Raw genomic sequence first — 26,345 nt, forward strand, 5'->3', positions numbered from 1 at the left:
TCGACTAGAGGATGTTAATCAGGCTGGTGCCGTGTTTGAGACAAAATCTCAACCAATCGGCCAAGAATAGATTTACCTGCTCCTTTTCATCCCTGTGATGCATTTTTTGATTGGGATAATCATAACGTGGTTGCAACATTGAAATCTGTTGCGCCGCACACACTTCCGCCATTCGCACATCATGATACAAACGAATCTCTATCCGGGCTTGCAAGTAGCTCGGCAATTCGGGGTTGTGCTGGGCCAGGATCACCTGGCTGGTGAAGCGGCTCTCCTCGTTCACCGTGAGCTGGAACTGCAGGCCGTTGCCGACCTGATAGCGGCGCTCAGCACCCACGCTGCCGCCAGGCGGCAACAGTTTCATCAGCGCCATGTAATTGACCTCGCAGGTACGCTGCAAGGACATCAAATCAGGCACATAGCGCTTCATCGGGCTCTGGACTAATGACATGTCGCGGCTCCCTCAATCAGGGTCCATGAAGGGTGGACCCACTGCACAGTGTTCCAGTCGGACACAGGGCACCTGACCCGGGTCTGAACGAGCGTCACCTCAGCGCCCCGCCAGCCAGCGTGCCCGCAGCTCGCCGTGATTCAGGGCCAGCCACTGCAGGGCGATGACGGAGGCGGCATTGTCGATGCGCCCCTCTTTGAGCCAGGCATAGGCCTGCTCGCGGCTCACCACGTGGACCCGGATGTCTTCCCCCTCTTCCGCCAGACCGTGGATCCCCTTGGCCTGACTGGCATCCACCTCGCCCACGAACACCTCGATGCGCTCGGTGCTGCCACCCGGGCTCACCAGATAGCTGATGGCGTGTTCGCAGCGTCCCACCTCGATCCCTGCCTCTTCTACCGCTTCGCGCCGCACCACTGCCTCGGCGGTCTCCCCTTCATCGATGATGCCGGCCACCAGCTCCAGCAGCCAGGGGGTGGCGCTGGTCTCCATGGCGCCGATGCGAAACTGCTCCACCAGCACGATCTCGTCCCGCACCGGATCATAAGGCAGCAGGGCGGCGGCATGGCCACGTTCGAACAGTTCCCGGACGATGGGGGCGTTCCAGCCACCGGCAAACAGCCTGTGTTGCAGGCGGTAGACATTCACCTTGAAGAAGCCATTATATCCAGCTGATTTTTCAATGATTTTCACATCATCGCTGGAGTAGTGGCAGGTTTGAGGCAAGGCTTGCTGTGACATTCGAGACTCCTGCCAGCTTGACTTGGCTTGGTTTGACCATAATATTCGGGGGCATGAATGAACATTCATTCACTCGCTCTCGCCGACGATGAGGGAAGGATTTTAGCAGCCACAGGGCATTTGGCTAGGCGCGTTGCCGAGAAAACTCGCCCCGGACCTTGACGTTTCCGCAGCTGGAAAAGAGACAGTTCGCAATGAAATCTGCTTATAGTAGAGTGGTTAAGCTGAAATCAAGCTTGGTCGGTGACAATCCCCCCTTCATCCAGCGGACAGCTTTGGGTTGATACAAAAGGTTAAAACTATCATATGAAAAGAACACTCTTGTCAGTCATGGTGATGCTGGGTGTGAGCGGCGCCGCTCATGCCGAAAACCTGCTCGATATTTACCAACAGGCCCAGATCAAGGACACCCAGCTGCTGGAATCCAAGGCCAAGCGGGACCAGGCCTTCGAGAAGATCAACGAATCCCGTGCAGCCCTGCTGCCCCAGATCAACCTGGGTGCCGGCCTGAACTACCTGCAAAACAAGAACGACACCATGACCAACACGGGCGCTACCGGCTCCGTGACCCTGGATCAATCCATCTACCGTCGCAGCAACTGGGTCAACCTGGATCTGACCGAGAAGAGCGCCACCCAGTCCGACGTGGCCTACAACCTCGAGTACCAGAACCTGATGCTGCGTACCGCCCAGGCCTACTTCGACGTGCTCAAGGCCATGGATACCCTGGAATTCGTGCGTGCCAACAAGACCGCGGTCGAGCGTCAGCTTGAACAGACCCAGCAGCGCTTCGAAGTGGGCCTGACCGCCATCACCGACGTGCACGAGGCCGAGGCCGAGCGCGATCAGGCGCTGGCGGACGAGATCAATGCCGAGAACACCCTGGACAACAGCTACGAGAGCCTGCGCGAGCTGACCGGTATCGACCACCGTCAACTGGACGTGCTCAACACCGATCGCTTCAGCCCGCAGAAGACCGCGTTCAACTCCGACAAGTGGCTGGAACTGGCCCTGGACAAGAACCTGGAGCTGCACAGCGCCCGCATCGGCAAGGACATCGCCAAGGAGCAGATCGATCTGGCCAAGACCGGTCATGAACCGACCCTGGATCTGGGCGCCGGCCTGAACGCCGGTTACAACGATTACAAGGACGAGATCCGCAACCCCGAGAGCAACAGCAATCAGGGCAACATCGGCCTGAACTTCAAGCTGCCCATCTACACCGGCGGGGCCACCACCTCCCAGGTCAAGCAGGCGCAGTTCAACTACGTGGCCGCCAGCGAACAGCTCGAGCGCAGCTTCCGCTCGGTGCAGAGCACGGTCCGCTCCTCCTACAACAACGTGAACGCCAGCATCGGCTCGGTCCGCGCCTACAGCCAGTCCGTCATCTCCGCCGACAGCGCCCTGAAGGCGACCGAGGCCGGTTACGAGGTGGGCACCCGCACCATCGTCGACGTGCTGGACTCCACCCGCAAGCTGTATCAGGCCAAGCAGAAGCTCTCCGAGGCCCGCTACAACTACATCCTCAGCATCCTCTCCCTCAAGCAGGCCGCCGGCATCCTGGAGCAGAAGGATCTGGAAGAGGTGAACCAGGGTCTGATGCCCGCCGCCCAGGTCACCAAGAAGTCCTGAGCCAGGCGCACACCATGAGAAAAGGCGACCCCGGGGTCGCCTTTTTCATCTCTGTTCGCCGCTGGAAGTGCGTTGGTCGGGGCCTGCCAGGCAGCGGCCATGTCACCGACCCGGCAGCCCCATCAAAAAACCCGGCCTTGGCCGGGTTTTACGCTTATCCGCGCTCGCGGATGGTCTTGATGATGTCGGTGGTGGAGCAGCCGTCCTCGAAGTTCAGCACCCGCACCTCGCCGCCATTGGCGGTCACCTCGGCGTAACCGGCGATCTCTTCGGGCTTGTAGTCGCCCCCCTTGACCAGGAGGTCTGGCAGGATCTCGGCGATCAGACGCTGGGGAGTGTCTTCGCTGAAGGGGACCACCCAGTCCACGGCACCCAGGGCCGCCAGCACAGTCATACGGCGCTCGGTCGGGTTGACCGGGCGACCCGGCCCCTTGAGGCGACGCACGGACTCGTCGGTGTTCACCGCCACGATCAGGCGGTCCCCCAGCTTGCCCGCATTGGCCAGATAGGAGACATGACCCGCGTGCAGAATGTCGAAGCAGCCGTTGGTCATCACCACCTTCTCGCCGCGCAGACGGGCGGCCTGGACGGCCACCTTGAGCTGGGCCTCGGACATGACGCCAAAGCCGGTCTCCTGCTCGGTGTAGAGGGCGTTGGCCAGTTCCACCGGGCTCACCGTGGAGGTCCCCAACTTGCCGACCACGATGCCGGCGGCGGTGTTGGCCAGGGCGCAGGCCTCGTCCAGACTCTTGCCTGCGGCAAGGGAAGTCGCCAGGGTGGAGATGACGGTGTCACCGGCACCGGTGACGTCATAGACCTCGTGGGCCTGGGCCGGCAGGTGCAGCTCGGGCTGCCCTTCGCGGATCAGGGTCATGCCGTTCTCGGAACGGGTGACCAGCAGGGCGTCCAGCTCGAAGCGCTTGACCAGCTCCAGCCCCCTGGCGACCAGATCTTCTTCCCCCTTCACCTTGCCCACCACGGCCTCGAACTCGGACATGTTGGGGGTCAGCAGGGTGGCACCGCGGTACTTCTCGAAATCGGTCCCCTTGGGGTCGACCAGCACGGGGATGCCGGCGGCGCGGGCACGCCGGATCATGCCGGGCACGTCGTTGAGGGCGCCCTTGCCGTAGTCGGAGAGGATCATCACGTCCGCCTGGGGCAGCGCCTGCTCCACCTTGCCCATCAGCAGGCTGGCATCCACGTCGTGGAAGGCCTCTTCGAAGTCGAGGCGCAGCAGCTGCTGGTTGCGGGACAGCACCCGCAGCTTGGTGATGGTCGGATAGTCGGTCAGGCGCACGAAATCACAGGCAACCTTGACTCCGGCCATCTGGCTGGCGAGGGCATCGGCGGCTTCATCCTGACCGGTCAGGCCCAGCAGCACGGCCTGGGCGCCGAGGGCGGCGGAGTTGAGCGCCACGTTGGCGGCGCCACCCGGACGCTCCTCGATGTGCTCGACCTTGACCACGGGGACCGGCGCCTCGGGGGAGATCCGGCCGGTAGGGCCATGCCAGTAGCGATCCAACATGACATCGCCAACGACCAGGATGCGGGCTTTTTCAAACTCGGGCAGGGTGATTTTCATCTGTATCGGCTCTCAAAACCTGAAAAATTCAGCGGCCGATTTTATCACACTCTTTTCCGGGGCGTGAAAAAAGCACGGCCCTGCCCCCTGACGCCCCCTCTGACCAGATGACGGCGATTCGCGCCCGCCCCCGCTTTTCGGATAGAATCCTCGACATGCGAGTGACCGCATCCGCGCCGGGCCACCCCACACGGGCCCCCCGGTTCGGTCGGACTCCCCCCTTTGCCTTTGCGAACAAGAGACTCTTCATGGCCCAAGAACACGCTCCCCGCCTCGAACCCCGTCTGTTCCATCCCCGTTACTGGGGGAGCTGGCTGGGCCTCTCCCTGCTCTGGCTGCTGGTGTTGCTGCCCTGGCGCAGTCAGATGTGGCTGGGCCGCCAGCTCGGCACCCTGGCCCGCAAGCTGCTGAAATCCCGCGTCAAGATTGCCCGCCGCAACCTGGAGCTGGCGATGCCCGAGCTCAGCCGGGATGAGCGCGAAGCCCTCCTGGTGCAGAACTTCGAGAGCGTGGGTTGCGCCATCTTCGAGGTGGGCATGGCCTGGTTCTGGCCAGACTGGCGGATGCGCCGCCTGATGAAGGTGGAAGGGGAAGAGCACGTCATCAACGCCATGGAGAAGGGCCAGGGGATGCTGCTGCTCTCCTGCCACTTCCTGACGCTGGAGCTCAATGCCCGCTGCTTCGGCCTGGTGCGCCCCGGGGTCGGTGTCTATCGCCCCAACACCAATCCGGTGCTGGAGTACGCCCAGTACCACGGTCGCTGCGCCTCCAACAAATACCTGGTGGACCGGATGGACGTGAAGGGGATGATCAAGGCGCTGCGCAACGGCGACGCCCTCTGGTATGCACCGGATCACGACTACGGCAGCCATGCCAGCGTCTTCGTGCCCTACTTCGCGGTGGAGCAGGCCGCCACCATCACGGGGACCGCCACCCTGGCCCGGGTGAAGAACACCGTCACCCTGCCCTGCTACAACATCCGCACCCGGGAGGGCTACACCCTGCATATCGGGGCCCCGCTCGCGGACTACCCGAGCGGTGACGACATGGCGGATGCCAGCCGCGCCAACCGCGAGATTGAAGCCGCCGTGCGCAAGGCACCGGAGCAGTACATGTGGCTGCACCGCCGCTTCAAGACCCGCCCCAATCCGGACGATCCCGGCTACTACTGATGCCCTCCCGCCCCGTCGACCGGGCAAGTCCAGACGACAGGACAGGATGGCACCGCGCCCCATGAAAAAGCCCTCGCACTGCGAGGGCTTTTTTGTTGGCTGCCAGCGTCTGCCTTACTGGCGGATCAGGCGGTAGATGGCGTAGCCGGGGTGCTTGGCGTCATCCATCGGCAGGGTGGACTGGTACGACAGATCAGCCCCCGCCAGGGCCTTGGCCTCGTCGGTCGGCGAGGAGTAGAGGCGCACGTCCACGTTGGCGGGCAGGGCCTTCATGTGCCAGTTGTTGTTGGCCGCCGGGCTGAAGCCAGCCGGGTTGTCCGCAGACTGGGCCTTCAGGTACTGGGCGATGATCTCCCGCGTCTCGAAGGGATCTTCATGGACGATGTTGCTGCCGTCGATGCCCGGGAAGTGGCCGCCGCCGCTGGCGCGGTAGTTGTTGGTCACCACGTAGAACTTCTGGGCCGGGTCCACGGGCTGGCCGTTGAAGGTGAGGCCGCTGATGCGCTGGCCGTCGCTCACCTTGACCCCGTCCTTGCTGTAGCGGGCCGGCTGGGTGATGTCCACCTCGTAGCTGACCCCGTCAATCACATCGAAGTTGTAGGTGGGGAAGCTCTCGTTCACCAGCCACTGCACCTCTGTCTTGCCGGTGTCGATCTGGTTGAACTGGCCGGCGCTCATCTCCAGCCACTCCTTGACGGTGGCCCCGTTCACCTCGACCACCTGCAGGGTGTTCGGATAGATGTAAAGGTCGGAGACGTTGCGCAGGGAGATGTCACCCTGGGCCACGTAGGTGAAGTCGTTGATGCCGTTGCGACCGCCACGGAAGGGGGCCGCCACCGAGAGGATCGGGTAGGACTCCTTGAGCAGGCCGTCTTGTTGCAACTGCTCCGCGTGGCGGCGCTGGGCATCGCTCACCAGCTGCACCGAGGGGTCGTCCTGCACCAGGGCGAAGAAGCTGTGGATGGGGGAGGTGATCTTGCCGAGCGGCTCGTCCAGCCACTGGTTGGTGGCGTCGTGATCCGCCTGCACCAGGTCCACCACCCGCTGATCCACCGCACTGCCCTCGCTGGCGTCTATCTTGCGCAGGCTGGCCTGGCTCTGCTTCACCTGCCACTTGCCGTCCACCTGCTCCAGCTTGAGGTCGATGATGCCGAGGTGGTTGCCCCAGTAGCCGGGCATCACGGTGGGAATGCCGCTCAGGGTACCGGCCTGGTTGTCCACCTCCGGCAGATCCGGGAAGTCCCCGGGGAAGTTCTTGTGGGCGTGGCCCAGCATCAGGGCATCCACCCCCTTCACCTTGGCCAGATGCCAGGCGGAGTTCTCCATCATGGCCTCGTAGCTGCTGGCATTGATGCCGGTGTGAGCCACCACCACCACGATGTCGGCGCCCTTGGCGCGCAGCTCGGGCACATAGTGATTGGCGGTCTCGACCATGTCGGCCACCACCACCTTGCCCTCCAGATGACGCTTGTCCCACTGCAGCACCTGGGGCGGGGTCAGACCCAGGATGCCCACCTTGACGCGCTGGCGCTGGCCCTTGTCATCGGTCACCTCGCGCTCCAGCAGCAGATAGGGGGTGAACTTGTTGCCGCTCCAGTCAATCTGTCCCTTGGCATCGCGCTTGAAGGCCCCCGCCTCGAACACGTTGGCGTTCACATAGGGGAAGTCGGCTCCCGCCAGCACCTTGCCAAGGTAGTCCAGGCCGTAGTTGAACTCGTGGTTGCCCAGGTTGCCCGCGTCGTAGCCCAGCTCGTTCATCGCCTTGAACACCGGGTGCGCCTGTTTCTCGAGGTAGCCGGCACCGGACTGCTCGAAGATGTAGTCCGCCAGCGGCGTGCCCTGAATGAGGTCACCGTTGTCGAGCAGCAGGTTGTTGGGGTTCTCGGCGCGGGCGGCGCGGATCAGCAGGGCGGTGCGGGAGAGGCCGAACTTGCGATCCTCCTTGTTCTGGTAGTAGTCGTACCCCAGCACGTTGGAGTGGATGTCGGAGGTCTGGATCAGGCGCAGGGAGACGGTCCCCGGCTGCGCCTTGCTGTCATTCTCGTTGCTGCAGGCAGACAGCAGCACGATGGCGGCAATAGCCCCCAGCTTCATGGTGTTATTCACTGTTTTTTCCCTTTTATTATGAGTAACGCTTTACCAGCGCCGGGAATTTAACAGACGAATATGTCAGCAGATGGCACCGGGACTCATTTTTATGAAGCCCGGCACAAAAATAGCCTCATGAGGCCGGTATGGCACCCAATGCCAGCTTGGCCGCCAGCACCAGCATGATGAGACCTACAACAAGATCAATGGCTTGCTGCACCCGGCCCCGGGCAAGCCAAGGGGAGAGTGCCGCCGCCCCGAACGCCAGTCCGTAGAACCAGACCAGAGAAGCCAGCATGGCCCCCGCCGCGAAGGCGGGTCTGAGCTCCTCGGCAAACTGGCTGCCGAAGGAGCCAAGCAACATCAGGGTATCCAAGTAGACGTGGGGGTTGAGCAGAGTGACTCCGAGGGTCATGGCCAGCACGCTCTTGACCCCCATCAACCGGGGCGAGTCCGCCAGGGCCGCCTCCTGGCCGCGCCAGGCGCTGCGCAGGGAGCGCACCCCGAACCAACCGAGGAAGAGCACGCCGCCCCAGGTCAGCAGGGCCAGGCCTATCGGGCTGGCCGCCAGCAGGTTGGCCCCGCCGAACACCCCGATGCCGATCAGCACGAGATCGCACAGGCAGCAGAGGGTCGCCGTCAGCAGGTGGTGATTGCGGTGAATGCCCCGGCTCAGCACGAAGGCATTCTGGGCCCCGATGGGGATGATCATGGCAAGGCCGAGGGTAAAGCCTTGCAGGGTGGTGGCGAACATGGGGATGCGTTCCTGTGAAAGAGAGAAACGCACTATAAGGGGGCGCGGGTAATCAGAGAAATTCATTCATTTTCTGATGCATTCATAAAACTGATGAAAACCGGGCCGAAACCACACAAAGAAGGTTGTCAATTGCAGGATCTGACAATTGTGGGGTCACAGCCCCGCCCCGAGAATCGGCGGCAGGATGGGACGGCGCAGGACAGCGGTGATGGCGACAGAGGGGATGCCAGGCGATGAGCCGGTGCCGCCGGGCCTGTATTCACTGCAGCAGGGAGGGGAAGTTGGTGACCACCACCTGCTCCAGGTTCGGCAGCAGGATGCCGCTGCTCACCCCCTTGGCGATGGCCTGGTAGCGGTTCATCGACCCCGTCTTGCGGGTGACCTGATTGAGGTGGTAGTTCACGGTGCGCTCCGTGATGCCGAGGATGCAGGCGATCTCCCCCGATGTCTTCCCTTCGCTGGCCCAGAACAGGCACTCGGTCTCCCGCTCCGTCAGGGGCTCCTGGGGATCGTCCTCCCTCATGCTCTGGCGCACGATCCGGATCGCCGCCTCGAAGATGTAGTTGGACATCCAGGAGAGGATGGGCGAGGACTCCAGCATCAGATCACTCGATGCCCGCTCCCGGGTGATGAAAGAGAGTATGCCGTTTTCCCCCGCCGCCCCGTGCAGCGGGAACGAGATGCCGTTGCGCAACCCGAATTCCGCCGCCAGCCCCATCACATCCATGCTCCCCTCTTGCAGGAAGCGCGCCTTCTCGTCCAGCCGGTTCCAGTAGATGGGCAGGGTCTGCCTGCGGGCGAGCTGGATGATGGGATCGCAGGCCAGCATGTTGTTCAAGGTGTAGGCCTGTACCCAGGAGTCGGGGCACTGGTTGAACAGCACCACCTTGGGCCTTTGCATCGACATGGGCAGGATGAGGGCGAAGCGGTAGTAGTCGTAACCCATTCCCAGGGTGAAGCGGCCGATGAGCTCGGACAGCCGGTTGCCATCGGTCACCAGCGTGAAATGTTCCAGGTACTCAAGCAGTTGGTCGCGTGTCATAGGCAAGCCTCCCCTGGCCAAGGCCTTGGATTATAGCGCCTAACCATGAAATGGAGAGACATGAATGCTTGTTTTCAAAGGAAAATTGAAAGAACACCCCAGATGGGAGGTCGAAAACGAGCTCTACCGATTTCGCAACCGCGTCTTCTCCGATCGACTCGGTTGGGACGTGGAATCCCGCCGTGGCCTGGAGCGGGACAACTTCGACAAGCCCGACACCCACTGGGTGCTGATTGAAGACAAGCAGGGGCTGTGCGGCTGCATCCGCCTGCTCAGTTGCGCCCAGGATTACATGCTGCCCAGCATCTTCCCCACCGCCCTCGCTGGCGAAGCCCCGCCGCGCGGCAACGACGTGTGGGAGCTGACCCGCCTCGCCATCGACGCCGACCGGGCCCCTCGCCTGGAGAACGGCATCAGCGAACTCACCTGCGTCATCTTCCGCGAGGTGCTGGCCTTCGCCAGGGAGCAGGGGATCCGCGAGCTGGTGGCCGTGGTCAGCCTGCCGGTGGAGCGCATCTTCCGCCGCCTCGGCCTGCCCATCGAGCGCCTCGGCCATCGCCAGGCGGTGGATCTGGGGGCCGTGCGCGGAGTCGGCATCCGCTTCCACCTGGACGAGCGTTTCGACCGCGCCGTCCATCGCCCCCTGCAGGGCCATTACCGGCCGGCGGGGGATGCACTGCTCGCCGTCATCTGAGCAAAAAAAGTCCCGGGACCGGCCCGGGATTCAAGACGCTCGCTATGGTCCGTTTCCACCCCATGCAAAAACGGACCGGATGAGTATCTTATGAATCTCATGTCAGGACTACTGTCACATCTCACAGGGGCGGCCCCGGGCACCGGCCCCCTCCATGGGGGCTGTCAGGTTGTCCTCTGGCGCTCCCTTGAGTAGCATTCTTGCTGAACTCCCTTTTTTCATAAGGAATGCTGATGAAGACGCTGGACTACAAGCTGCTGCTGGCCCTGGACGCGGTGATCCGGGAGCAAAACTTCGAGCGTGCCGCCCAGCGCCTGCACATTACCCAGTCCGCCATCTCCCAGCGCATCAAGCAGCTGGAGCAGCAGTTTGCGGAGCCGCTCATCATCCGCAGCCAGCCGCTGCAGGCCACGGGGCTCGGCCAGAAGCTGCTGGCCCACTATCGCCAGGTGCGCCAGCTGGAGCTGGAGCTGGCCGGCGAGCTCTCCCCCGACGAGCCCAGGGCCCCCATCCGGGTCAGCATCGCCGTCAATGCCGACAGCCTGGCCACCTGGTTCCTGCCCGCCCTGGCGCCACTGCTGGAGCAATACCCCATCGAGCTGAACCTGCTGGTGGATGACGAGAGCCGCACCCTGGACCGGGTGCGCGAGGGGCAGGCGTTCGGCGCCGTCAGCCTGCAACCCCAGCCGCTGGCGGGCTGCTGCGTCGACGAACTCGGCGAGATGCGCTATCTGCTCACCGCCAGCCCCGCCTTCGTCGCCCGCCACTTCCCGAACGGCCTCACGGCGGCAGCCCTGGCCAAGGCGCCGGCGGTGGCCTTCGATCAGCGCGACGACATGCACATCAGCTACATGGCCCGTCATTTCGCCCTCCCCCCCGGTGGCTACCCCTGCCACACGGTGCGATCCTCCGAGGCCTTCGTCGCCATGGCGGAGCAGGGGCTGGCCTGCTGCCTCATCCCGGAATTGCAGATCCGCCAGCAACTGGAAGAGGGGCGCCTGCTCGATCTCAACCCGGATCACCACCTGGTCGAGCAGCTCTACTGGCACCGCTGGGTGCTGGAGCGGGGGCTGCACAAGCAGATATCCCAGCGCCTGATCCAGCAGGGGCGACGGGCACTGCAACCCCGTTGAGGGGGCCATTCACCTTGGCTTTGGGGGGGTAAAAACGTATAGTGCTGGGCGATTAACCATCAGGTCTCCACTCAGGTTCCCCATTTATGTTCCAAGACAATCCGCTGCTGGCCCAGCTCAAGCAACAAATCCGCGAAAACATCCCCAAGAAAGAGGGTGTGATCCGCGCCTCCGATCGGGGCTTCGGCTTCCTGGAGGTCGATGAGAAGACCAGCTATTTCGTGCCGCCTCCCTACATGAAGAAGGTGATGCACGGTGACCGGGTGAGCGCCCTGATCCGCACTGAAAAAGAGAAAGAGGTGGCCGAGCCGGATGCCCTGCTGGAACAGGCCGTCACCCGCTTCGTCGGCCGCGTCAAGATGTTCCGCGACCGCCTCAACGTGGTGCCCGACCACCCCCTCATCAAGGACGCCATCAAGGCCCGCGCCAAGAAGGGTCTGGACGAGAAATCCTTCAAGGAAGGGGACTGGGTGGTTGCCACCCTCAAGCGCCATGCCCTGGTGGACGGCAACTTCTCCGCCGAGATCACCCAGCTCATCGCCACCCAGGAAGATCACAACGTGCCCTGGTGGGTGGTGCTGGCGCGCCACAACCTGGCCCAGATTGAACCGGCGGACCTGCCGGAGTGGAAGGTGATCGAAGAGGAAGAGCTGCCCCGCCGGGATCTGACCCAGGTTCCCTTCTTCACCATCGACGGTGCCAAGACCAAGGACATGGACGATGCCCTGGCCATCACCAAGCTGGAGAACGGCTGGGAGCTGCTGGTGGCCATCGCCGACCCGACCGCCTATGTGGCCGAGGGGAGCGAGCTGGACAAGGAGGCCGCCCAGCGCGCCTTCACCGTCTACATGCCGGGGCGCAACGTGCCCATGATCCCGCGCACCCTCTCCGACGAGCTCTGCTCCCTGAAAGAGGGCGAGGAGCGCAACACCCTGTGCGCCCGTCTGCTCATCGCCGAGGACGGCCTGCTGCTGGAGGAGACCGAGTTCTTCGCCGCCCGCATCGTCTCACATGCCCGTCTCAGCTATGACGACGTCTCCGACTGGGCCGAGCACGGCAAAGCGCTGGATATCGACGCCGGCGTCCTGGCCCAGCTGCCCCTGATGAAGGCGATGACGGAGGCCCGCATCAAGTGGCGTACCGAGCATGCCCTGGTGTTCCCGGACAGACCCGACTACGACTTCGAGCTGGGTGAAGACGGCGAAGTGCTGGCCATCCACGTGGAGCCGCGCCGCATCGCCAACCGCATGGTGGAAGAGTCGATGATCGCCGCCAACATCTGCGCCGGCCGCGTGCTGGGCAAAGAGGTCGGCTACGGCATCTTCAACGTCCACACCGGCTTTGACGAGGAGTCCCTGGACGGCGCCATCGAGCTGCTCAAGACCGCCGAGGCCCCGTTCGAGAAGGAAGAGATCGCGAGTCTCTCCGGCTTCTGCGCCCTGCGCCGCTGGATAGACAACCTGGACACCCGCTGGCTGGACGGCAAGATCCGCCGCTTCCAGAGCTATGCCCTGATGTCCGCCGAACCGGGCGCCCACTACGGCCTGGGTCTGGATGCCTACGCCACCTGGACCTCCCCCATCCGCAAATACGGCGACATGGTCAACCATCGCCTGCTCAAGGCGGTCATCGCCGGCAAGACCCCGGGTGAGCGCCCCAGCCTGGAGCTGACCGAGCACCTGACTGCCTGCCGCCGCCTGCACCGCATGGTGGAGCGCGACATCGGCGACTGGCTCTATGTGCGCTACCTCAAGGCCGATGCGGGCACCGACAAGGTGTTCAACGCCGAGATCATCGACGTGATGCGCGCCGGCCTCAAGCTGCGCCTGCAGGAGAACGGCGCCGTGGTCTTCATGCCCGCCCGCCATATCCTGGACAACAAGGATCGGCTGGAGTGCAACTGGGACAACGGTCGCGTCTATCTGGACAAGACCGAGGTGGTCTACGAGCTCGGCCAGATCATCGAGGTGAAGCTGACCGAGGCGGTGGAAGAGACCCGCTCCCTCATCGCCAAGCCGGCGGTGGATCTGGTGCCGGGTCCGGCGCCGATCGCCCCTGCCAGCGAGGCCGATGCAGCGCCTGCCGACGAGGCCCCCAAGGCGCAGTGATCCCCCTGCTTGTCTGCTCTGCAAAAGCCCGCATCCTGCGGGCTTTTTTTATGGTTGCGCTCCGCGGGCAGACGGGATGGGAGACCCGCTCGCAGGCCCCTGCCTGCGTCGCTACCGGCAGGGAGGTGCGAGACGGGAGCGGCTCAGGATCCACCCCTCGGCGTCACAAGAGGCCTTGTCGGAACCAATCCTCTCGGGGGAAAAAACTGAAAGTGGGTTACAAAATAAATGATTCATTGATGATTAACGATGAACTGCGGCATATCCATCGTCATTACTTGCGAATACGAGGCGACAAACCATGACTCATTTGAGTGCAAAATTTGATTTTGTGACGACAGTCACGTTGACACCGCATTTGCGCAAACCACAAAACGAGACGTCAATCACAAAAAATTGACACCCAGAAGCGAGAAGATCGAAATGTAGCCGAAATACAGCGACTGACTGTGATCGTCATCACTATGTCGGGAGGGGGGAGGTCGGGGCATTTGAGATCCAGGTCACAAGACACCCCGTTTTCAGCCTAATTTGATCACAAGCTGGTAGATTGAAGTTGCTTAGACGACTGGGATGGGAGTTCGGCAAAACTCGTCATCCCGACTACCACTTTTAATCACACAGGCTTAAAACGGGGTCCCGACATGTTATCACCGGATACCAAAGTCAAGATACAGAATTTTGGACGCTTCCTGTCCAATATGGTCATGCCCAACATAGGCGCCTTCATCGCCTGGGGCTTCATCACCGCCCTCTTCATCCCCACTGGCTGGCTGCCCGATGAAACCTTGGCCAAGCTGGTCGGCCCCATGATCACCTACTTGCTGCCGCTGCTCATCGGCTATACCGGCGGCAAGCTGATCGGGGGTGACCGGGGTGCCGTGGTCGGTGCCATCACCACCATGGGCGTCATCGTGGGGACCGACATCCCCATGTTCATGGGCGCCATGATGGTCGGCCCGCTGGGTGGCTGGGCCATCAAGCGCTTCGACAAGGCGATGGAAGGTCGCGTCAAGAGCGGCTTCGAGATGCTGGTGAACAACTTCTCCGCCGGCATCATCGGCATGTTGCTCGCCATTCTCGCCTTCTTCGTCATCGGTCCCTTCGTCAAGGTGCTCTCCGGCGCCCTGGCCGGTGGTGTCGACTTCCTGGTCGCCCACAGCCTGCTGCCGCTGACCTCCATCTTCGTCGAGCCGGCCAAGATCCTGTTCCTGAACAACGCCATCAACCACGGCATCTTCTCGCCGCTCGGGATCCAGCAAGCCACCGAACAGGGCCGCTCCATCTTCTTCCTGATCGAAGCGAACCCGGGTCCGGGCATGGGTGTGCTGCTGGCCTACATGGTGTTCGGCCGTGGTGCCGCCAAGCAGTCCGCTGCCGGTGCGTCCATCATCCACTTCTTCGGCGGCATCCACGAGATCTACTTCCCGTACGTGCTGATGAACCCGCGCCTCATCCTGGCGGTGATCGCCGGCGGCATGACCGGGGTCTTCACCCTGACCCTGTTCAATGCCGGTCTGGTCTCCCCCGCCTCCCCGGGCTCCATCTTCGCCGTGCTGCTGATGACGCCGAAAGCCTCCCTCATCGGGGTGCTGCTCTCCATCGTCGCCTCCGCCACCGTCTCCTTCCTGGTCGCCGCCGTGTTCGTCCGTGCCCAGCAGCCGGAAGCCGACGAGGCCGATGCCCTGGGTGAAGCCACCCGCAAGATGAAGGCCATGAAGGGTGCCAAGCCCGAGACCACCGCCGCCAAGAAGCCGGAAACCGAGCTGACCGCAGTGCGCAACATCGTCGTCGCCTGCGATGCGGGCATGGGCTCCAGCGCCATGGGCGCCGGCATGCTGCGCAAGCGGGTGCAGGCCGCCGGTCTCGACATCAGCGTCACCAACCGTGCCATCAACAACCTGGACGATCAGGTGGATCTGGTCATCACCCACAAGGATCTCACCGACCGTGCCCGTCGCCATGCGCCGCATGCACAGCACATTTCGCTAACCAACTTCCTCGACAACGCCCTCTATCAGGAGCTGGTGCAGAACCTCAGTCTGGCCAACGCGGCCAACGATGACGTCGCCAACCCGCAACTGCTGGTGGCGGCCAACGACGACAGCTACGAGCCGCAGGAGCCGGAAGTCTTCACCCTGAGCCTGCAGGACGTGCACCTGGGCCTCAAGGCCGAGAGCAAGGAAGCGGCCATCGTGACCGCCGGCAAGCTGCTGGCCGAGCGAGGCTATGTGGCACCGGACTACGTCGACGCCATGCTGGAGCGCGAACAGCTGGTCTCCACCTACCTCGGCGAATCCATCGCCGTGCCCCACGGCACCATCGCCGCCAAGGAGCACGTGAAGCGTACCGGCATCGTCATCTGCCAGTACCCGGCCGGAGTCGCCTTCGGCGAGGGCGCCGATGAAGTGGCGCGCCTGGTCATCGGCATTGCCGCCCGCAACGATGAACACATACAGGTCATAACCCGCCTGACCAATGCACTGGATGAGCCCGGTCTCGTCGACCGTCTGGCCAGCACCCAGGATCCCCAGGAGTTCCTGGATCTGCTGGGGGCCGAGCAGGCCGCGTAATCATCCGTCATCGTCTTTGGTTGTAGAGGTTAATATCATGAAAACATTGCATTTTGGTGCCGGCAACATCGGTCGGGGCTTCATCGGCAAACTGCTGGCTGACGCCAGCCATCAGGTCACCTTCGCCGACGTCAACGAGACCCTGATCGACCAGCTCAACCACCGCCAGGAGTACAAGGTGCACGTGGTGGGCACGGATCAGAAGCTGGACGTGGTGCGCAACGTTGCCGCCGTCAGCTCGGCCGGACACGAGGTGATCGCCCGTATCATCACCGCCGATCTGGTCACCACGGCGGTCGGCCCCAACATCCTGGACAAGATTGCCAGCACCCTGGCCAAGGGGCTGCAGGCCCGCTTCGATGCCGGCAACCTGACTCCCCTCAACGTCATCGCCTGCGAGAACATGGTGCGCGGCACCAGCCACCTCAAGGAGGAGGTACTCAAGTACCTGCCGGTCGCGTATCATGCCACCCTCGAGCAGTGCGTCGGCTTCGTCGACTCGGCGGTGGATCGCATCGTTCCGCCCGCCGCGGCGAACGACGATCCCCTGGAGGTGACGGTGGAGAGCTTCAGCGAGTGGATCGTCGATCGGACCCAGTTCAAGGGGGAGCTGCCCCAGGTGGCGGGCATGGAGCCCACCGACAACCTGATGGCCTTCGTCGAGCGCAAGCTGTTCACCCTCAACACCGGCCACATCGTCACCGCCTACCTCGGCAAGCTCAGGGGCTATCGCACCGTGCGCGAGGCGATCGAGGATCCGCTGATCCGCAGCAAGGTGCGCCGCGCCATGGAGGAGAGCGGGGCCGTGCTGGTGAAACGCTACGGCTTCGACCCGCGCCTGCACGCCGCCTACATCGAGAAGATCCTCTCCCGCTTCGCCAACCCCTATCTGGTGGACGAGATTGACCGGGTCGGTCGCCAGCCGCTGCGCAAGCTGGCGGCGGGGGACAGGCTGGTGAAGCCGCTGCTCGGCACCCTGGAGTACGGCCTGCCGAGCGATCACCTGCAGGAGGGCATCGCCGCCGCACTGCATTACCGCAATGAGGACGATCCCCAGGCGGTGGAGCTGCAGGCCATGCTGGCGGAACTTGGTCCGGCACGGACCCTGGCCCGCGTCACCGGCCTGGATGAGCACAGCGATGTGGTACGCACCATCGTCGCCCGTTACAACAACTTGAAGTGACCTGATGGGGTGGCGTCACACCGCCCGTGACGGACCCCATACGATACAAACCGGGGGAGGCCTGCTCTCCCCCTGTCAGCCGGACCCGAAGCACTTATGACCACACACCAGGAAGATGAAGTACTGGAGCGACTGAACGAGCAGGATGGCCCCCGCGGCTTCTTTCTCGAGGTCGTGACCATCCTGGAAGAGGCGGTCGACTCCCTGATGCGGCGAGCCTTTCGTCAGGAGGAGTATGCCGTCAAATACGCCATCGAACCCCTGCTCAACCAGAGCGGACCCCTCGGCCAGCTGGAGGTGCGCCTCAAGCTCATCTTCGCCCTCGGCCTCATCTCCCTCGAGCGCTATCAGGATCTCGAGGCATACCTGAAGATCCGCGACTTTCTGGTACGCGACCCCAAGGATTACCGCTTCAGCGACAAGCCGGTCCGCGATCTGCTCGAGCGCCTGAATGCCATCCAGCAGGGCAGCATGATGCCGCAGGATCCCCCGGCCAACGAGGAGGACTGGCCCCTCTACCAGATGCAGCTCAACCGGCTCGATCAGATGGTGCGCTCCGCCCTGGTGCTGGCGGTGACCGATTGCGTCACCGAACTCCACAAAGAGAGCCCCATCTGATCTGAGCGGCTCTCTCCTGCACGCCTGGCGGGTGTCATCTTGCCCCCCTTCCCCGCTACACTAGGTCCAACCCCATCACCTGTACGAGGTTGGCATGATTGCTCTCTCCCTCGCCGGAATAGCCCTCATCTCCCTGCTCGCCCAATGGCTTGCCTGGTCCGTGCGCGTTCCCGCCATTTTGTTCCTGCTGCTGAGCGGCCTCTTGCTCGGCCCGGTGACCGGTCTGCTCGATCCCGATCAGTTGCTGGGGGATCTGCTGTTTCCCCTGGTTTCCCTCTCGGTCGCCATCATCCTGTTTGAAGGAGCGCTGACCCTGCACCTGACCGAACTCAAGGGGATCGGCAAGGTGGTACGCAACCTCTGCTCCACCGGCATGGTGACCAGCTTTGCCGTCATCGGCGCCGCCAGCTACTTCCTGCTTGGGCTGGACTGGCGGGTCGCCATGGTGCTCGGCGCCGTGCTGGTAGTGACCGGCCCCACGGTGATCGCCCCCATGCTCAACGTGATCCGCCCGGTCCGGGAGGTGGACAAGATCCTGCGCTGGGAGGGGATCGTCATCGACCCCATCGGCGCCCTGTTCGCGGTACTGGTGTTCGAGGCGGTGCGCCTCGGCAGCCAGGGAGATCTGGTCGGTCATACCCTGCTGGCCCTGGCCAAGACGGTGGGAGTGGGGTCGCTCATCGGGGTCGGTGCCGGCTGGCTCACCACCCTGCTCATCCGCAAGGACTGGCTGCCGGTCAGCCTGCACAAGTTCGGGGTACTGGCGCTGGTGCTGGTGACCTTCACCCTGTCTGACTGGCTCAGTCACGAATCCGGCCTGCTGGCGGTGACGGTGTTCGGCATCTGGCTCGCCAACCAGGACGGGCTGGATCTGGAGGAGGTGCTGGCCTTCAAGGAGGATCTCGCCGTCATTCTCATCTCCTCCCTCTTCATCCTGCTGGCGGCCCGCCTCGATCTGGCCCAGCTCTGGCAGCTCGGCCCCATGGTGCTGGCCCTGCTGTGCGTGGTGCAGTTCGTGGCCCGCCCGCTCTGCATCCTGGTCTCGACCCGGGGGTCGGACCTGCCCTGGCGCGCCCGCGCCCTGCTCGCCTGGATAGCCCCCAGGGGCATAGTGGCGGCGGCGGTCAGCGCCTCCTTCGCCATCAGCATGCACGAGGCCGGCATCGAGGATGCCGACAAGCTGGTGCCCCTGGTGTTTGCGGTCATCATCTTCACCGTGGTACTGCAGAGCCTGACGGCCACGCCATTGGCCAGATTGCTCGACATGCGCCAGAGCGCCCCCAATGTCTGGCTGCTCATCGGCGCCAACTCGGTGGCCCGGGCCATCGGCAAGGCGCTGGCGGACCAGGGGATCCCGGTGCAGCTCTCCGATCCTGCCTGGGAGCACTGCAAGCTGGCCCGCATGAGCGGCCTGCCCTGCTACTTCGGCAACCCCCAGTCGGAGCACGCCGAGCGGCACCTGCCCCTCACCAGCATCAGCACCGTGCTGGCGCTCTCTCCCAGCCGCCACAACAACGCCCTTGGAGTGCTGCACTTCGCCCACCTCTACGGGGAGGAGAAGGTCCACTCCCTGCGTTCCAGCGAACAGCACGGCAAGGCCAACCGGGAGAGCGCCACCTTCCGTGCCCGCCAGAACCTGTTCGGTGCCGACATCAACTTCGCCAGGCTGAGCGGCCTGCTGAGCCGGGGCGGGCAGATCAAGGCGACCCGCCTGAGCGACACCTTCGACTGGGACCAGTATCAGGAGGCCAATCCCGGCGCCATTCCTCTGTTCGTGCTGGATGCCAAGGCCAGACCCAGGGTGGTCACCGGCCCTGTCACGCCGCTGCCCGGGGAGCTGCTGATCGCCCTGCAACCACCCCGGGAGGGGGCGACGGCGCCCTGATCCGATGACGGCGCCACCGGGAAGGAGAACTAGACTTGAGGGTGGCGCCATGAGTCATAGGAGGATGTCATGACAGTCAGTGAATTGCGCGCGCTTCACCAGCAGCACAGGTTCAAGGAGGCGGAGATCATGCACGACATCGTCTCCCCCGGCTGGATCGTGGAGTTCAGGGGGCAGGACGGCCACCTCTACGTGATGACGGACACCCTGGGGTGCCCCATGAGCTTCTCGTCCACCGAGGAGGCACGGGACCACATCCACCTGGTGGCCGACTGCCCCGTCCAGGTCGAGCACCTCTACCGCTTCTTCGAACGCTGAACAGCCATCGAAAAAGGCTCCCGAGGGAGCCTTTTCTCATTCCGGCTGCGTGGACTCAGCCTCCTTTCCCTCCAGCCGCCTCACCGGCTTTTGCAGAATAAGGTTCGCCGGATAGGTGACCAGATCGCCGTTGTCATCCCGCACCCGCACGTAGAAGAGACCGATCTCGGTGATGATGCCGGTGACGGAGTCATCCTTGTCGAGGATGCGGATGCGATCGCCAATCTTGTAGGGGAAGGCGAAGAAGATGGTGATGCTGGCGGTGATGTTGGAGAGGATCGACCACTGGGCCACCATGGCGACCCCCAGTACCGCGAAGAAGGAGGAGGCGAGCACCACCAGCCGGGAGAAGTCGAGCCCCCAGACCCCGGCCAGGATCAGCAGGGTGGCGCAGCCCAGCAGGAAGTGGAATACGTGCTCCACGTAGAGTACCCGGTTCTCGCTCACCTGCCGGCTCTGGCCAAGGGCCATCAGGCTCTTGTGAATGAGGCCGCGCACCAGGGTGTGCCCCAGCAACAGCAGCAGGGTCACGCCAAAAGACTCCCATGTCGTCATGTTCACTCCTTACCACCAGCGCCTGTGCTTGAGCCAGACCGCCAGTCCGGTCGCCAGCACCAGCAGGAAGCCACAGAACACCCAGAAGGCGGTCGGACTCTCGGCCCCGGGGATCCCCCCCAGGTTGATGCCGAACAGGCCGGTCAGGAAGCTGGCGGGCAGGAACAGCAGCGCCATCACCGACATCTGGTAGGCACGGCGGTTGGTCGCCTCCGCCATCAGGTTGTTGATCTCGTCCGCCAGCACGGCGGTGCGCGCCACCCCGGCATCCAGATCGTCGAGCCAGCGCCGCAAGCGGTCGGCGATGTCGAGCAGGCGTCGCCTGTCATCTTCGTCCAGCCAGCTGATCTTCTCGTTGGCCAGGCGCGCCACCAGATCCCGCTGGGGGGAGAGGTAGCGACGGATCATGATGAGCTGCTTGCGGATGCGCGCAAGCCGACCATTGGCGGGCAGGTCGCGCATCAGCACCATCTCCTCCAGATCCAGGATCTGGTCGTGCAGCTCCTCGACGAACTCCCCGGCCCGGTCGGTCAGGGCGTCGCAGATCTCCACCAGCCAGTCGGCGGGTGTGTCGGCACCGCCCCCCAGCGACAGCTGCTCGAACACATCTTTCTCGGAGAGCAGCGGACGACGTCGGCTGCTGATGATGAGATCCGGCGTGATGAAGATCCGCAGGGCCACCATCTCTTCAGGCCTGTGATCCTTGTTGTGGTTGATGCCGCGCAGGATCAGCAGCACCGTCTCCCCCATCCGCACCAGCTTGGGACGATTGCTCTGGCCGAGCAGGGCCTCACGGGCCGCCTCCCCCAGCAGCGGCGTCTGCAGCAGCCAGCGCGCCGACTCCGGGTTGCCGTAGTCCAAATGCAGCCAGCCGGGCTGAGCACCGGGGATCTCGCTACCTTCGGCCAGCGGGGTCATGCCCCCCTTGCCGTCCAGGGTCAGGCCATAAATCACGTCACCGGGCACCCGATCCATCTCGTCTCCTTCTCGTTTCATGTGCAGGCCCCAGCTTACACCAAAGGCGGGGACGACTCAGCCCCGGGGCAGCCGCCCCGCACCAGCCATGCTAAGATGCGCCACCCGTTCCAGACACAGGAAGCCATGCCATGCCCATCTGGGTTGATGCCGATGCCTGCCCCATCCCGGTCAAGGAGATCCTCTACCGCGCCGCCCACCGCGCCCAGGTGGTGACCACGCTAGTGGCCAACCAGGGGCTCAGAGTCCCCCCCTCCCCCTTCATCAAGACCCAGCAGGTGGAGAAGGGCTTCGATGTGGCAGATCATGTCATCGCCCAGCAGGTCAAGCCCGGCGACCTGGTGATCACCGGCGACATTCCCCTCGCCTCCTGGGTCATCGACGCCGGGGGCGAGGCGCTCAATCCCCGGGGTGAGATCTACACCCGGGAGACCATCCAGGCACGGCTCGGGATGCGCAACTTCATGGAGGAGCTGCGCTCTGCCGGCGTCCAGACCGGTGGCCCTGCGCCCTTCAACGCCGCCGACAAGCAGCGCTTCGCCAATGCGCTGGACAAGTGGCTGGTCAGGGGCAAGCTGAGCTGATCACCCTCTCCCCGGTCCACCGCCGGGGAGAGCCATTCATTTCCCTTTTCCCTTAATTCTTCCTTAATGCTCCTTGATTAGCCTTGCGACTGTTGACCCAACCACCCGCAAGGAGCAAGCAATGAAACTGACCCCCCTGTTGTTACTGATCCCCCTGTTGAGCGGCGCAGCCCTGGCCGACCCCCAATGCACCCAGGCCGACAAGAGCAAGTGGATGAGCGAAGCCGACGCCCAGCAGCAGATCAAGGCGATGGGATACGACATCAAGAAGTTCAAGGCCACCAAGACCGGCTGCTACGAGATCTACGGCTGGGACAAGGAGAAGCGCAAGGTCGAGATCTACTTCGACCCGACCGACCTGAAAAAGGTGAAAGAAGAGATCGACGAGTAACGCCGCCCCGGGCCGGTCTTCCACCGGCCCCCACCATGGAGCCTTGCCATGACACCTGCCTCTGAAGTGAAAGTCTGGGATCCCCTCATCCGGGTGTTTCACTGGGCGACCGTCACTCTCTGCCTGCTCAACTTCTTCGTGCTGGAAGAGGGTAGCAAACCCCACAGATATGCTGGCTACGCGGTGGGCATCCTGCTCATCATCCGCCTGCTGTGGGGGCTGGTCGGCCCCTATTACGCCCGCTTCGGCCAGTGGTGGCCAACCCCTGCCCGGGTCCGCTACTACCTGCGCCAGCTCGCCCAGGGGCGCCACCCCTACTACCTCGGCCACAATCCGGTCGGCTCCCTGATGATCTGGTTGCTGCTGCTGTCCCTGGTCGGGACCGTCGTCACCGGCTGGCTCACCACCTGGGATGCCTTCTGGGGCGAGGAGTGGCTGGAGGAGCTGCACGGCATCATCGCCAACACCCTGATGGCCGCCGTTGGCGTCCATGCGGCCGTGGTACTCCTGACCGATCGCCTCACCCGCAGCGATCTGGTCCGCGCCATGGTGCTGGGCAAGAAGCGGGTCCCCGCCAACATCAAGGTGGAAGACCCCCGCGCTTGATGGCCGGGCTGCCGACCAGTCCCCTCCTCAGTTCACCCGCTCATCTGCCCAAAAAAACGACCCCCTGCCAAGGCAGGGGGTCGTCATGAGCAGCGCGGGGGGAAGACCTAGATCATCACACCGGCGATAACGGCGGAAAGCAGGCTCACCAGGGTGGAGCCATAGACCAGCTTCAGGCCGAAGCGGGAGACCATGTTGCCCTTCTCTTCGTTCAGCGCCTTCACCGCACCGGCAATGATGCCGATGGAGCTGAAGTTGGCGAACGACACCATGAAGATGGAGAGGATACCGACGGTGCGCGGGGAGAGCTCGGCGGCAATCTTGCCCAGATCCATCATGGCCACGAACTCGTTGGTCACCAGCTTGGTCGCCATGATGGAGCCGGCCTGCAGCGCTTCACTGCCCGGGATGCCCAGGATCCAGGCAACGGGATAGAAGATGTAGCCCATGACGTGCTGGAAGTTGACGCCGAACGCCGCCTCGAACAGGTAGTTGATGAGGGCGATCAGGGCGATGAAGCCCACCAGCATGGCACCGACGATCACCGCCACGGTGAAACCGGCCATGATGTATTCCCCCAGCATCTCGAAGAAGTTCTCCTTCTTCGGCGTGTGGTGCTCGTCACCCTCGGCCAGCGCCTTGGCATCGGTCACGGTGTTGTCGGGCTCGTAGGGGTTGATGAGGGAGAGCACCACGAAGGTGCTGAACATGTTGAGCACCAGCGCGGCCACCACGTAGCGCGGCTCGATCAGCTGCATGTAGGCACCGACGATGGACATGGAGACGGTGGACATGGCTGTCGCCGCCAGGGTGTACATCTGCTTCTCGTTCAGGTGCGGCAGTATGTTCTTGAGGGCGATGAAGTTCTCGGACTGACCGACGATCATGGAGCTGATGGCGTTGAAGGACTCCAGCTTGCCCATGCCGTTGATCCTGGCCAGCACGGTGCCGATACCACGAATGACGATGGGCAACAGACGGATGTACTGCAAAATGCCGATCAACACGGAGATGAAGACGATGGGCATCAGCACCATCAGGAAGAAGGAGAAGGCCCCTTCGTTGACCAGACCGCCGAACACGAAGTCGGTCCCCTGCTTGGCAAACTCCATCAGCTTGGTGAAGCCGGCTGCAAAGCCACCCACCACCGCCAGACCCACTTCGGAGTTGAGCATGAACCAGGCGAGCGCCAGCTCGACCACCAGCAGCTGGCCGATGTAACGCAGCTTGATCTGTTTCCAGTTGCGGCGGTTTGCCAGCAACGCCAATGCCAGGACCATCACGAGTCCGAGCACGAAATGAACGTATTCCATACCAGTAGCACCCATTGAATTGTTATTTTTGACCGGCGCCATCATAAAGAACTGCATATTTAAAAATCAGAGAATCATCACAATCCGCGGTAAAAATATGCATGCGAAATAATACAAACGTTTTTAAATTAATTGCCATGACACACGATTATTAATCGTTATTGGCTGAGGTTAAAAATAAATCAAAAACAATAAGTTATGCTCTTTTGTTAATTTTATTCCTCATTCGTATATAGATTGAATAACGACCATATCCCATATGACATCCTCCGATGACTCATCATCACCAGGACATGTTTAATTGAAAACGTTTTCTCGCCATTCATCATGATCTGGCCATGACCACCCTGTTCCATTGTGCTCTTTTTACATACCGCAAGCCCGCCAACGCAGACAGAAGCCTCCATCGGCAACCCATGACACCAACCGTTCAAATATTCACCGCATCCGGCGGCACATTCTGGTATGATGCGCCCCCTTGCGCACCGCGCACCCCCATTTCTGGTTTTCCGACATAGAGTCCTTTTGTGAACAACAGCGAATTTAGCAGCCTGAACCTCTCCTCCGCCCTACAGGACAACCTCGCCAGCCTGGGCTATCTGCAGATGACCCCGATCCAGGCCCAGAGCCTGCCCCTGGTGCTCGACGGCAAAGATTTGATCGCCAAGGCGAAAACCGGCAGCGGCAAGACCGCGGCCTTCGGCCTGGGTCTGCTGGCCAAGCTGGACGTCAACCGACTGGCCGTGCAGGCGCTGGTGCTCTGTCCGACCCGCGAGCTGGCGGATCAGGTGGCCACCGAGATCCGCCGTCTTGCCCGTACCCTGCCCAACGTCAAGCTGGTGACCCTGTGCGGCGGCACCCCGACCGCACCGCAATCCGCCACCCTGGGCTTTGGCGCCCACATCGCCGTCGGCACCCCGGGCCGGATCCTCAAGCACCTGGAGCAGGGCACCCTTGCGCTCGACGACCTCAAGACGCTGGTGCTGGACGAAGCGGATCGCATGCTGGACATGGGCTTTGGCGAAGACATCAACCGCGTCATCAGCCACGCCCCGCGGGACCGGCAAACCCTGCTCTTCTCCGCCACCTATCCGGAAGGGATCGCCCAGATGAGCCGCGGCGTGCAGCGCAACCCGGTGGAGGTGAGCGTGGAGTCCCTGCACGAAGAGAGCGCCATCGAACAGAAGCTGTATGAAGTGCCGGCCGGCCAGCGCATCGATGCCCTCACCTGGCTGCTCAGCCACTACCAGCCGAGCTCCTGTGTGGTGTTCTGCAACACCAAGCGCGCCTGCAACGACGTGGCCGATCACCTGGCCGCCAAGGGCTTCTCGGCGCTGGCGCTGAACGGTGACCTGGAGCAGCGTGAGCGGGATCAGGTGCTGGTGCGCTTCGCCAACGGCAGCGCCACCATACTGGTCGCCACCGACGTGGCGGCCCGCGGCCTCGACATCAAGGAGCTCGGCGCCGTCATCAACTACGAGCTGACCTACGACCCCGAGGTGCACGTGCACCGCATCGGCCGTACCGGCCGCGCCGGCCAGCAGGGCCTGGCCCTGAGCCTCTACCAGCCGAACGAGGCCCAGCGCGTCAACTTCATCGAGGAGTACCAGCAGGCCCCCATTCCCCAGGGCGACCTGGCCGGGATCGGCCGCGACATCAAGCCGATCGCGCCGCAGATGGTGACCCTCTCCATCGATGCGGGCCGCAAGAGCAAGGTGCGTGCCGGTGACATCCTCGGCGCCCTGACCGGCGAAGGCGGCATTGCCGGGGCCGATGTGGGCAAGATCCAGATTTCCGAGCAGTACTCCTACGTGGCGGTGAAGCGCCAGGTGGCGAGCGCCGCCCTCAAGCGGTTGCAGGAAGGCAAGATCAAGGGGCGCAGCTACCGTGCCCGCAAACTGGGCTAAGGTATTTCACACGCCCAGCCAGACCACAGGCGCCTGA

At 63.1% G+C, this 26,345-nt stretch carries 23 protein-coding genes; 14 read left to right on the plus strand and 9 right to left on the minus strand.

Going from position 1 to position 26,345, the window contains the following annotated elements; translation table 11 throughout:
• Positions 1–4: 4 nt before the first annotated feature.
• Positions 5–451, minus strand: a complete 447-nt coding sequence (locus tag AB5Y59_RS10060) for a DUF1249 domain-containing protein (RefSeq protein ID WP_160838912.1) — start codon at positions 449–451, stop codon at positions 5–7.
• A gap of 99 nt (positions 452–550) precedes the next feature.
• On the minus strand, positions 551–1,192 hold the full coding sequence (gene nudF, locus AB5Y59_RS10065) for an ADP-ribose diphosphatase (RefSeq protein WP_010672772.1): 642 nt from the start codon (positions 1,190–1,192) through the stop codon (positions 551–553).
• A 306-nt stretch (positions 1,193–1,498) separates the two neighbouring features.
• Between nudF and tolC the strand changes: the two genes are divergently transcribed.
• The gene (tolC, locus tag AB5Y59_RS10070; RefSeq protein WP_029313618.1) at positions 1,499–2,824 is read left to right on the plus strand and encodes an outer membrane channel protein TolC; all 1,326 of its coding nucleotides are present in this window, start codon (positions 1,499–1,501) and stop codon (positions 2,822–2,824) included.
• 154 nt (positions 2,825–2,978) lie between these two features.
• Here the strand turns inward: tolC and hldE are convergent, their stop codons facing one another.
• A complete protein-coding gene (gene hldE / locus AB5Y59_RS10075) occupies positions 2,979–4,406 on the minus strand; it encodes a bifunctional D-glycero-beta-D-manno-heptose-7-phosphate kinase/D-glycero-beta-D-manno-heptose 1-phosphate adenylyltransferase HldE (protein WP_039039759.1) in 1,428 nt (475 codons plus the stop codon).
• A 248-nt stretch (positions 4,407–4,654) separates the two neighbouring features.
• Between hldE and lpxL the strand changes: the two genes are divergently transcribed.
• Entirely contained in the window at positions 4,655–5,578 is a 924-nt protein-coding gene (lpxL, locus tag AB5Y59_RS10080) for an LpxL/LpxP family Kdo(2)-lipid IV(A) lauroyl/palmitoleoyl acyltransferase (protein WP_010672769.1), read from the plus strand.
• A 114-nt stretch (positions 5,579–5,692) separates the two neighbouring features.
• Here the strand turns inward: lpxL and AB5Y59_RS10085 are convergent, their stop codons facing one another.
• The 3 genes from AB5Y59_RS10085 to AB5Y59_RS10095 form a co-directional block, all read right to left on the minus strand.
• Positions 5,693–7,672, minus strand: a complete 1,980-nt coding sequence (locus AB5Y59_RS10085; RefSeq protein ID WP_164882624.1) for a bifunctional 2',3'-cyclic-nucleotide 2'-phosphodiesterase/3'-nucleotidase — start codon at positions 7,670–7,672, stop codon at positions 5,693–5,695.
• 127 nt (positions 7,673–7,799) lie between these two features.
• On the minus strand, positions 7,800–8,420 hold the full coding sequence (gene lysE / locus AB5Y59_RS10090; RefSeq protein WP_039039761.1) for an L-lysine exporter: 621 nt from the start codon (positions 8,418–8,420) through the stop codon (positions 7,800–7,802).
• A 262-nt stretch (positions 8,421–8,682) separates the two neighbouring features.
• Positions 8,683–9,465, minus strand: a complete 783-nt coding sequence (locus AB5Y59_RS10095; protein WP_010672766.1) for a LuxR family transcriptional regulator — start codon at positions 9,463–9,465, stop codon at positions 8,683–8,685.
• 64 nt (positions 9,466–9,529) lie between these two features.
• Here AB5Y59_RS10095 and AB5Y59_RS10100 point away from each other — a divergent pair, with 64 nt between their 5' ends.
• From AB5Y59_RS10100 to AB5Y59_RS10135, 8 genes are all read left to right on the plus strand, one after another.
• Positions 9,530–10,159, plus strand: a complete 630-nt coding sequence (locus tag AB5Y59_RS10100) for an acyl-homoserine-lactone synthase (protein WP_029313613.1) — start codon at positions 9,530–9,532, stop codon at positions 10,157–10,159.
• Between the two features lie 233 nt (positions 10,160–10,392).
• A complete protein-coding gene (locus AB5Y59_RS10105; RefSeq protein WP_010672764.1) occupies positions 10,393–11,292 on the plus strand; it encodes a LysR family transcriptional regulator ArgP in 900 nt (299 codons plus the stop codon).
• An 86-nt stretch (positions 11,293–11,378) separates the two neighbouring features.
• On the plus strand, positions 11,379–13,400 hold the full coding sequence (locus tag AB5Y59_RS10110; RefSeq protein ID WP_368211921.1) for an exoribonuclease II: 2,022 nt from the start codon (positions 11,379–11,381) through the stop codon (positions 13,398–13,400).
• A gap of 644 nt (positions 13,401–14,044) precedes the next feature.
• A complete protein-coding gene (locus AB5Y59_RS10115; RefSeq protein WP_368211923.1) occupies positions 14,045–15,973 on the plus strand; it encodes a PTS mannitol transporter subunit IICBA in 1,929 nt (642 codons plus the stop codon).
• 37 nt (positions 15,974–16,010) lie between these two features.
• The gene (locus tag AB5Y59_RS10120) at positions 16,011–17,156 is read left to right on the plus strand and encodes a mannitol-1-phosphate 5-dehydrogenase (protein WP_052815685.1); all 1,146 of its coding nucleotides are present in this window, start codon (positions 16,011–16,013) and stop codon (positions 17,154–17,156) included.
• A 96-nt stretch (positions 17,157–17,252) separates the two neighbouring features.
• Complete coding sequence (locus tag AB5Y59_RS10125; protein WP_010672759.1) at positions 17,253–17,774, plus strand: MltR family transcriptional regulator; 522 nt, start codon at positions 17,253–17,255, stop codon at positions 17,772–17,774.
• Between the two features lie 94 nt (positions 17,775–17,868).
• Positions 17,869–19,659 (plus strand): sodium:proton antiporter, encoded by a 1,791-nt coding sequence (locus tag AB5Y59_RS10130; RefSeq protein ID WP_182976284.1) that lies wholly within the window; start codon positions 17,869–17,871, stop codon positions 19,657–19,659.
• Between the two features lie 69 nt (positions 19,660–19,728).
• Entirely contained in the window at positions 19,729–19,977 is a 249-nt protein-coding gene (locus AB5Y59_RS10135) for a hypothetical protein (protein ID WP_010672757.1), read from the plus strand.
• A gap of 36 nt (positions 19,978–20,013) precedes the next feature.
• Here the strand turns inward: AB5Y59_RS10135 and AB5Y59_RS10140 are convergent, their stop codons facing one another.
• Entirely contained in the window at positions 20,014–20,532 is a 519-nt protein-coding gene (locus AB5Y59_RS10140; protein WP_039039767.1) for a mechanosensitive ion channel domain-containing protein, read from the minus strand.
• A 9-nt stretch (positions 20,533–20,541) separates the two neighbouring features.
• The gene (gene zntB / locus AB5Y59_RS10145; RefSeq protein ID WP_171865294.1) at positions 20,542–21,507 is read right to left on the minus strand and encodes a zinc transporter ZntB; all 966 of its coding nucleotides are present in this window, start codon (positions 21,505–21,507) and stop codon (positions 20,542–20,544) included.
• 131 nt (positions 21,508–21,638) lie between these two features.
• On the opposite strand from zntB, the gene AB5Y59_RS10150 reads away from it, so the two are divergent.
• From AB5Y59_RS10150 to AB5Y59_RS10160, 3 genes are all read left to right on the plus strand, one after another.
• The gene (locus AB5Y59_RS10150) at positions 21,639–22,091 is read left to right on the plus strand and encodes a YaiI/YqxD family protein (RefSeq protein WP_039039769.1); all 453 of its coding nucleotides are present in this window, start codon (positions 21,639–21,641) and stop codon (positions 22,089–22,091) included.
• A gap of 121 nt (positions 22,092–22,212) precedes the next feature.
• On the plus strand, positions 22,213–22,482 hold the full coding sequence (locus AB5Y59_RS10155) for a PepSY domain-containing protein (RefSeq protein ID WP_010672753.1): 270 nt from the start codon (positions 22,213–22,215) through the stop codon (positions 22,480–22,482).
• Between the two features lie 48 nt (positions 22,483–22,530).
• Positions 22,531–23,088, plus strand: a complete 558-nt coding sequence (locus AB5Y59_RS10160; RefSeq protein ID WP_041214375.1) for a cytochrome b/b6 domain-containing protein — start codon at positions 22,531–22,533, stop codon at positions 23,086–23,088.
• Between the two features lie 107 nt (positions 23,089–23,195).
• Here the strand turns inward: AB5Y59_RS10160 and AB5Y59_RS10165 are convergent, their stop codons facing one another.
• Positions 23,196–24,401, minus strand: a complete 1,206-nt coding sequence (locus AB5Y59_RS10165) for a NupC/NupG family nucleoside CNT transporter (protein ID WP_041214374.1) — start codon at positions 24,399–24,401, stop codon at positions 23,196–23,198.
• A gap of 527 nt (positions 24,402–24,928) precedes the next feature.
• Here AB5Y59_RS10165 and dbpA point away from each other — a divergent pair.
• A complete protein-coding gene (dbpA, locus tag AB5Y59_RS10170; protein ID WP_368211925.1) occupies positions 24,929–26,308 on the plus strand; it encodes an ATP-dependent RNA helicase DbpA in 1,380 nt (459 codons plus the stop codon).
• Positions 26,309–26,345 lie beyond the last annotated feature (37 nt).

This window comes from Aeromonas sp. s10, assembly GCF_040907975.1.
GTDB lineage: Bacteria > Pseudomonadota > Gammaproteobacteria > Enterobacterales > Aeromonadaceae > Aeromonas > Aeromonas caviae.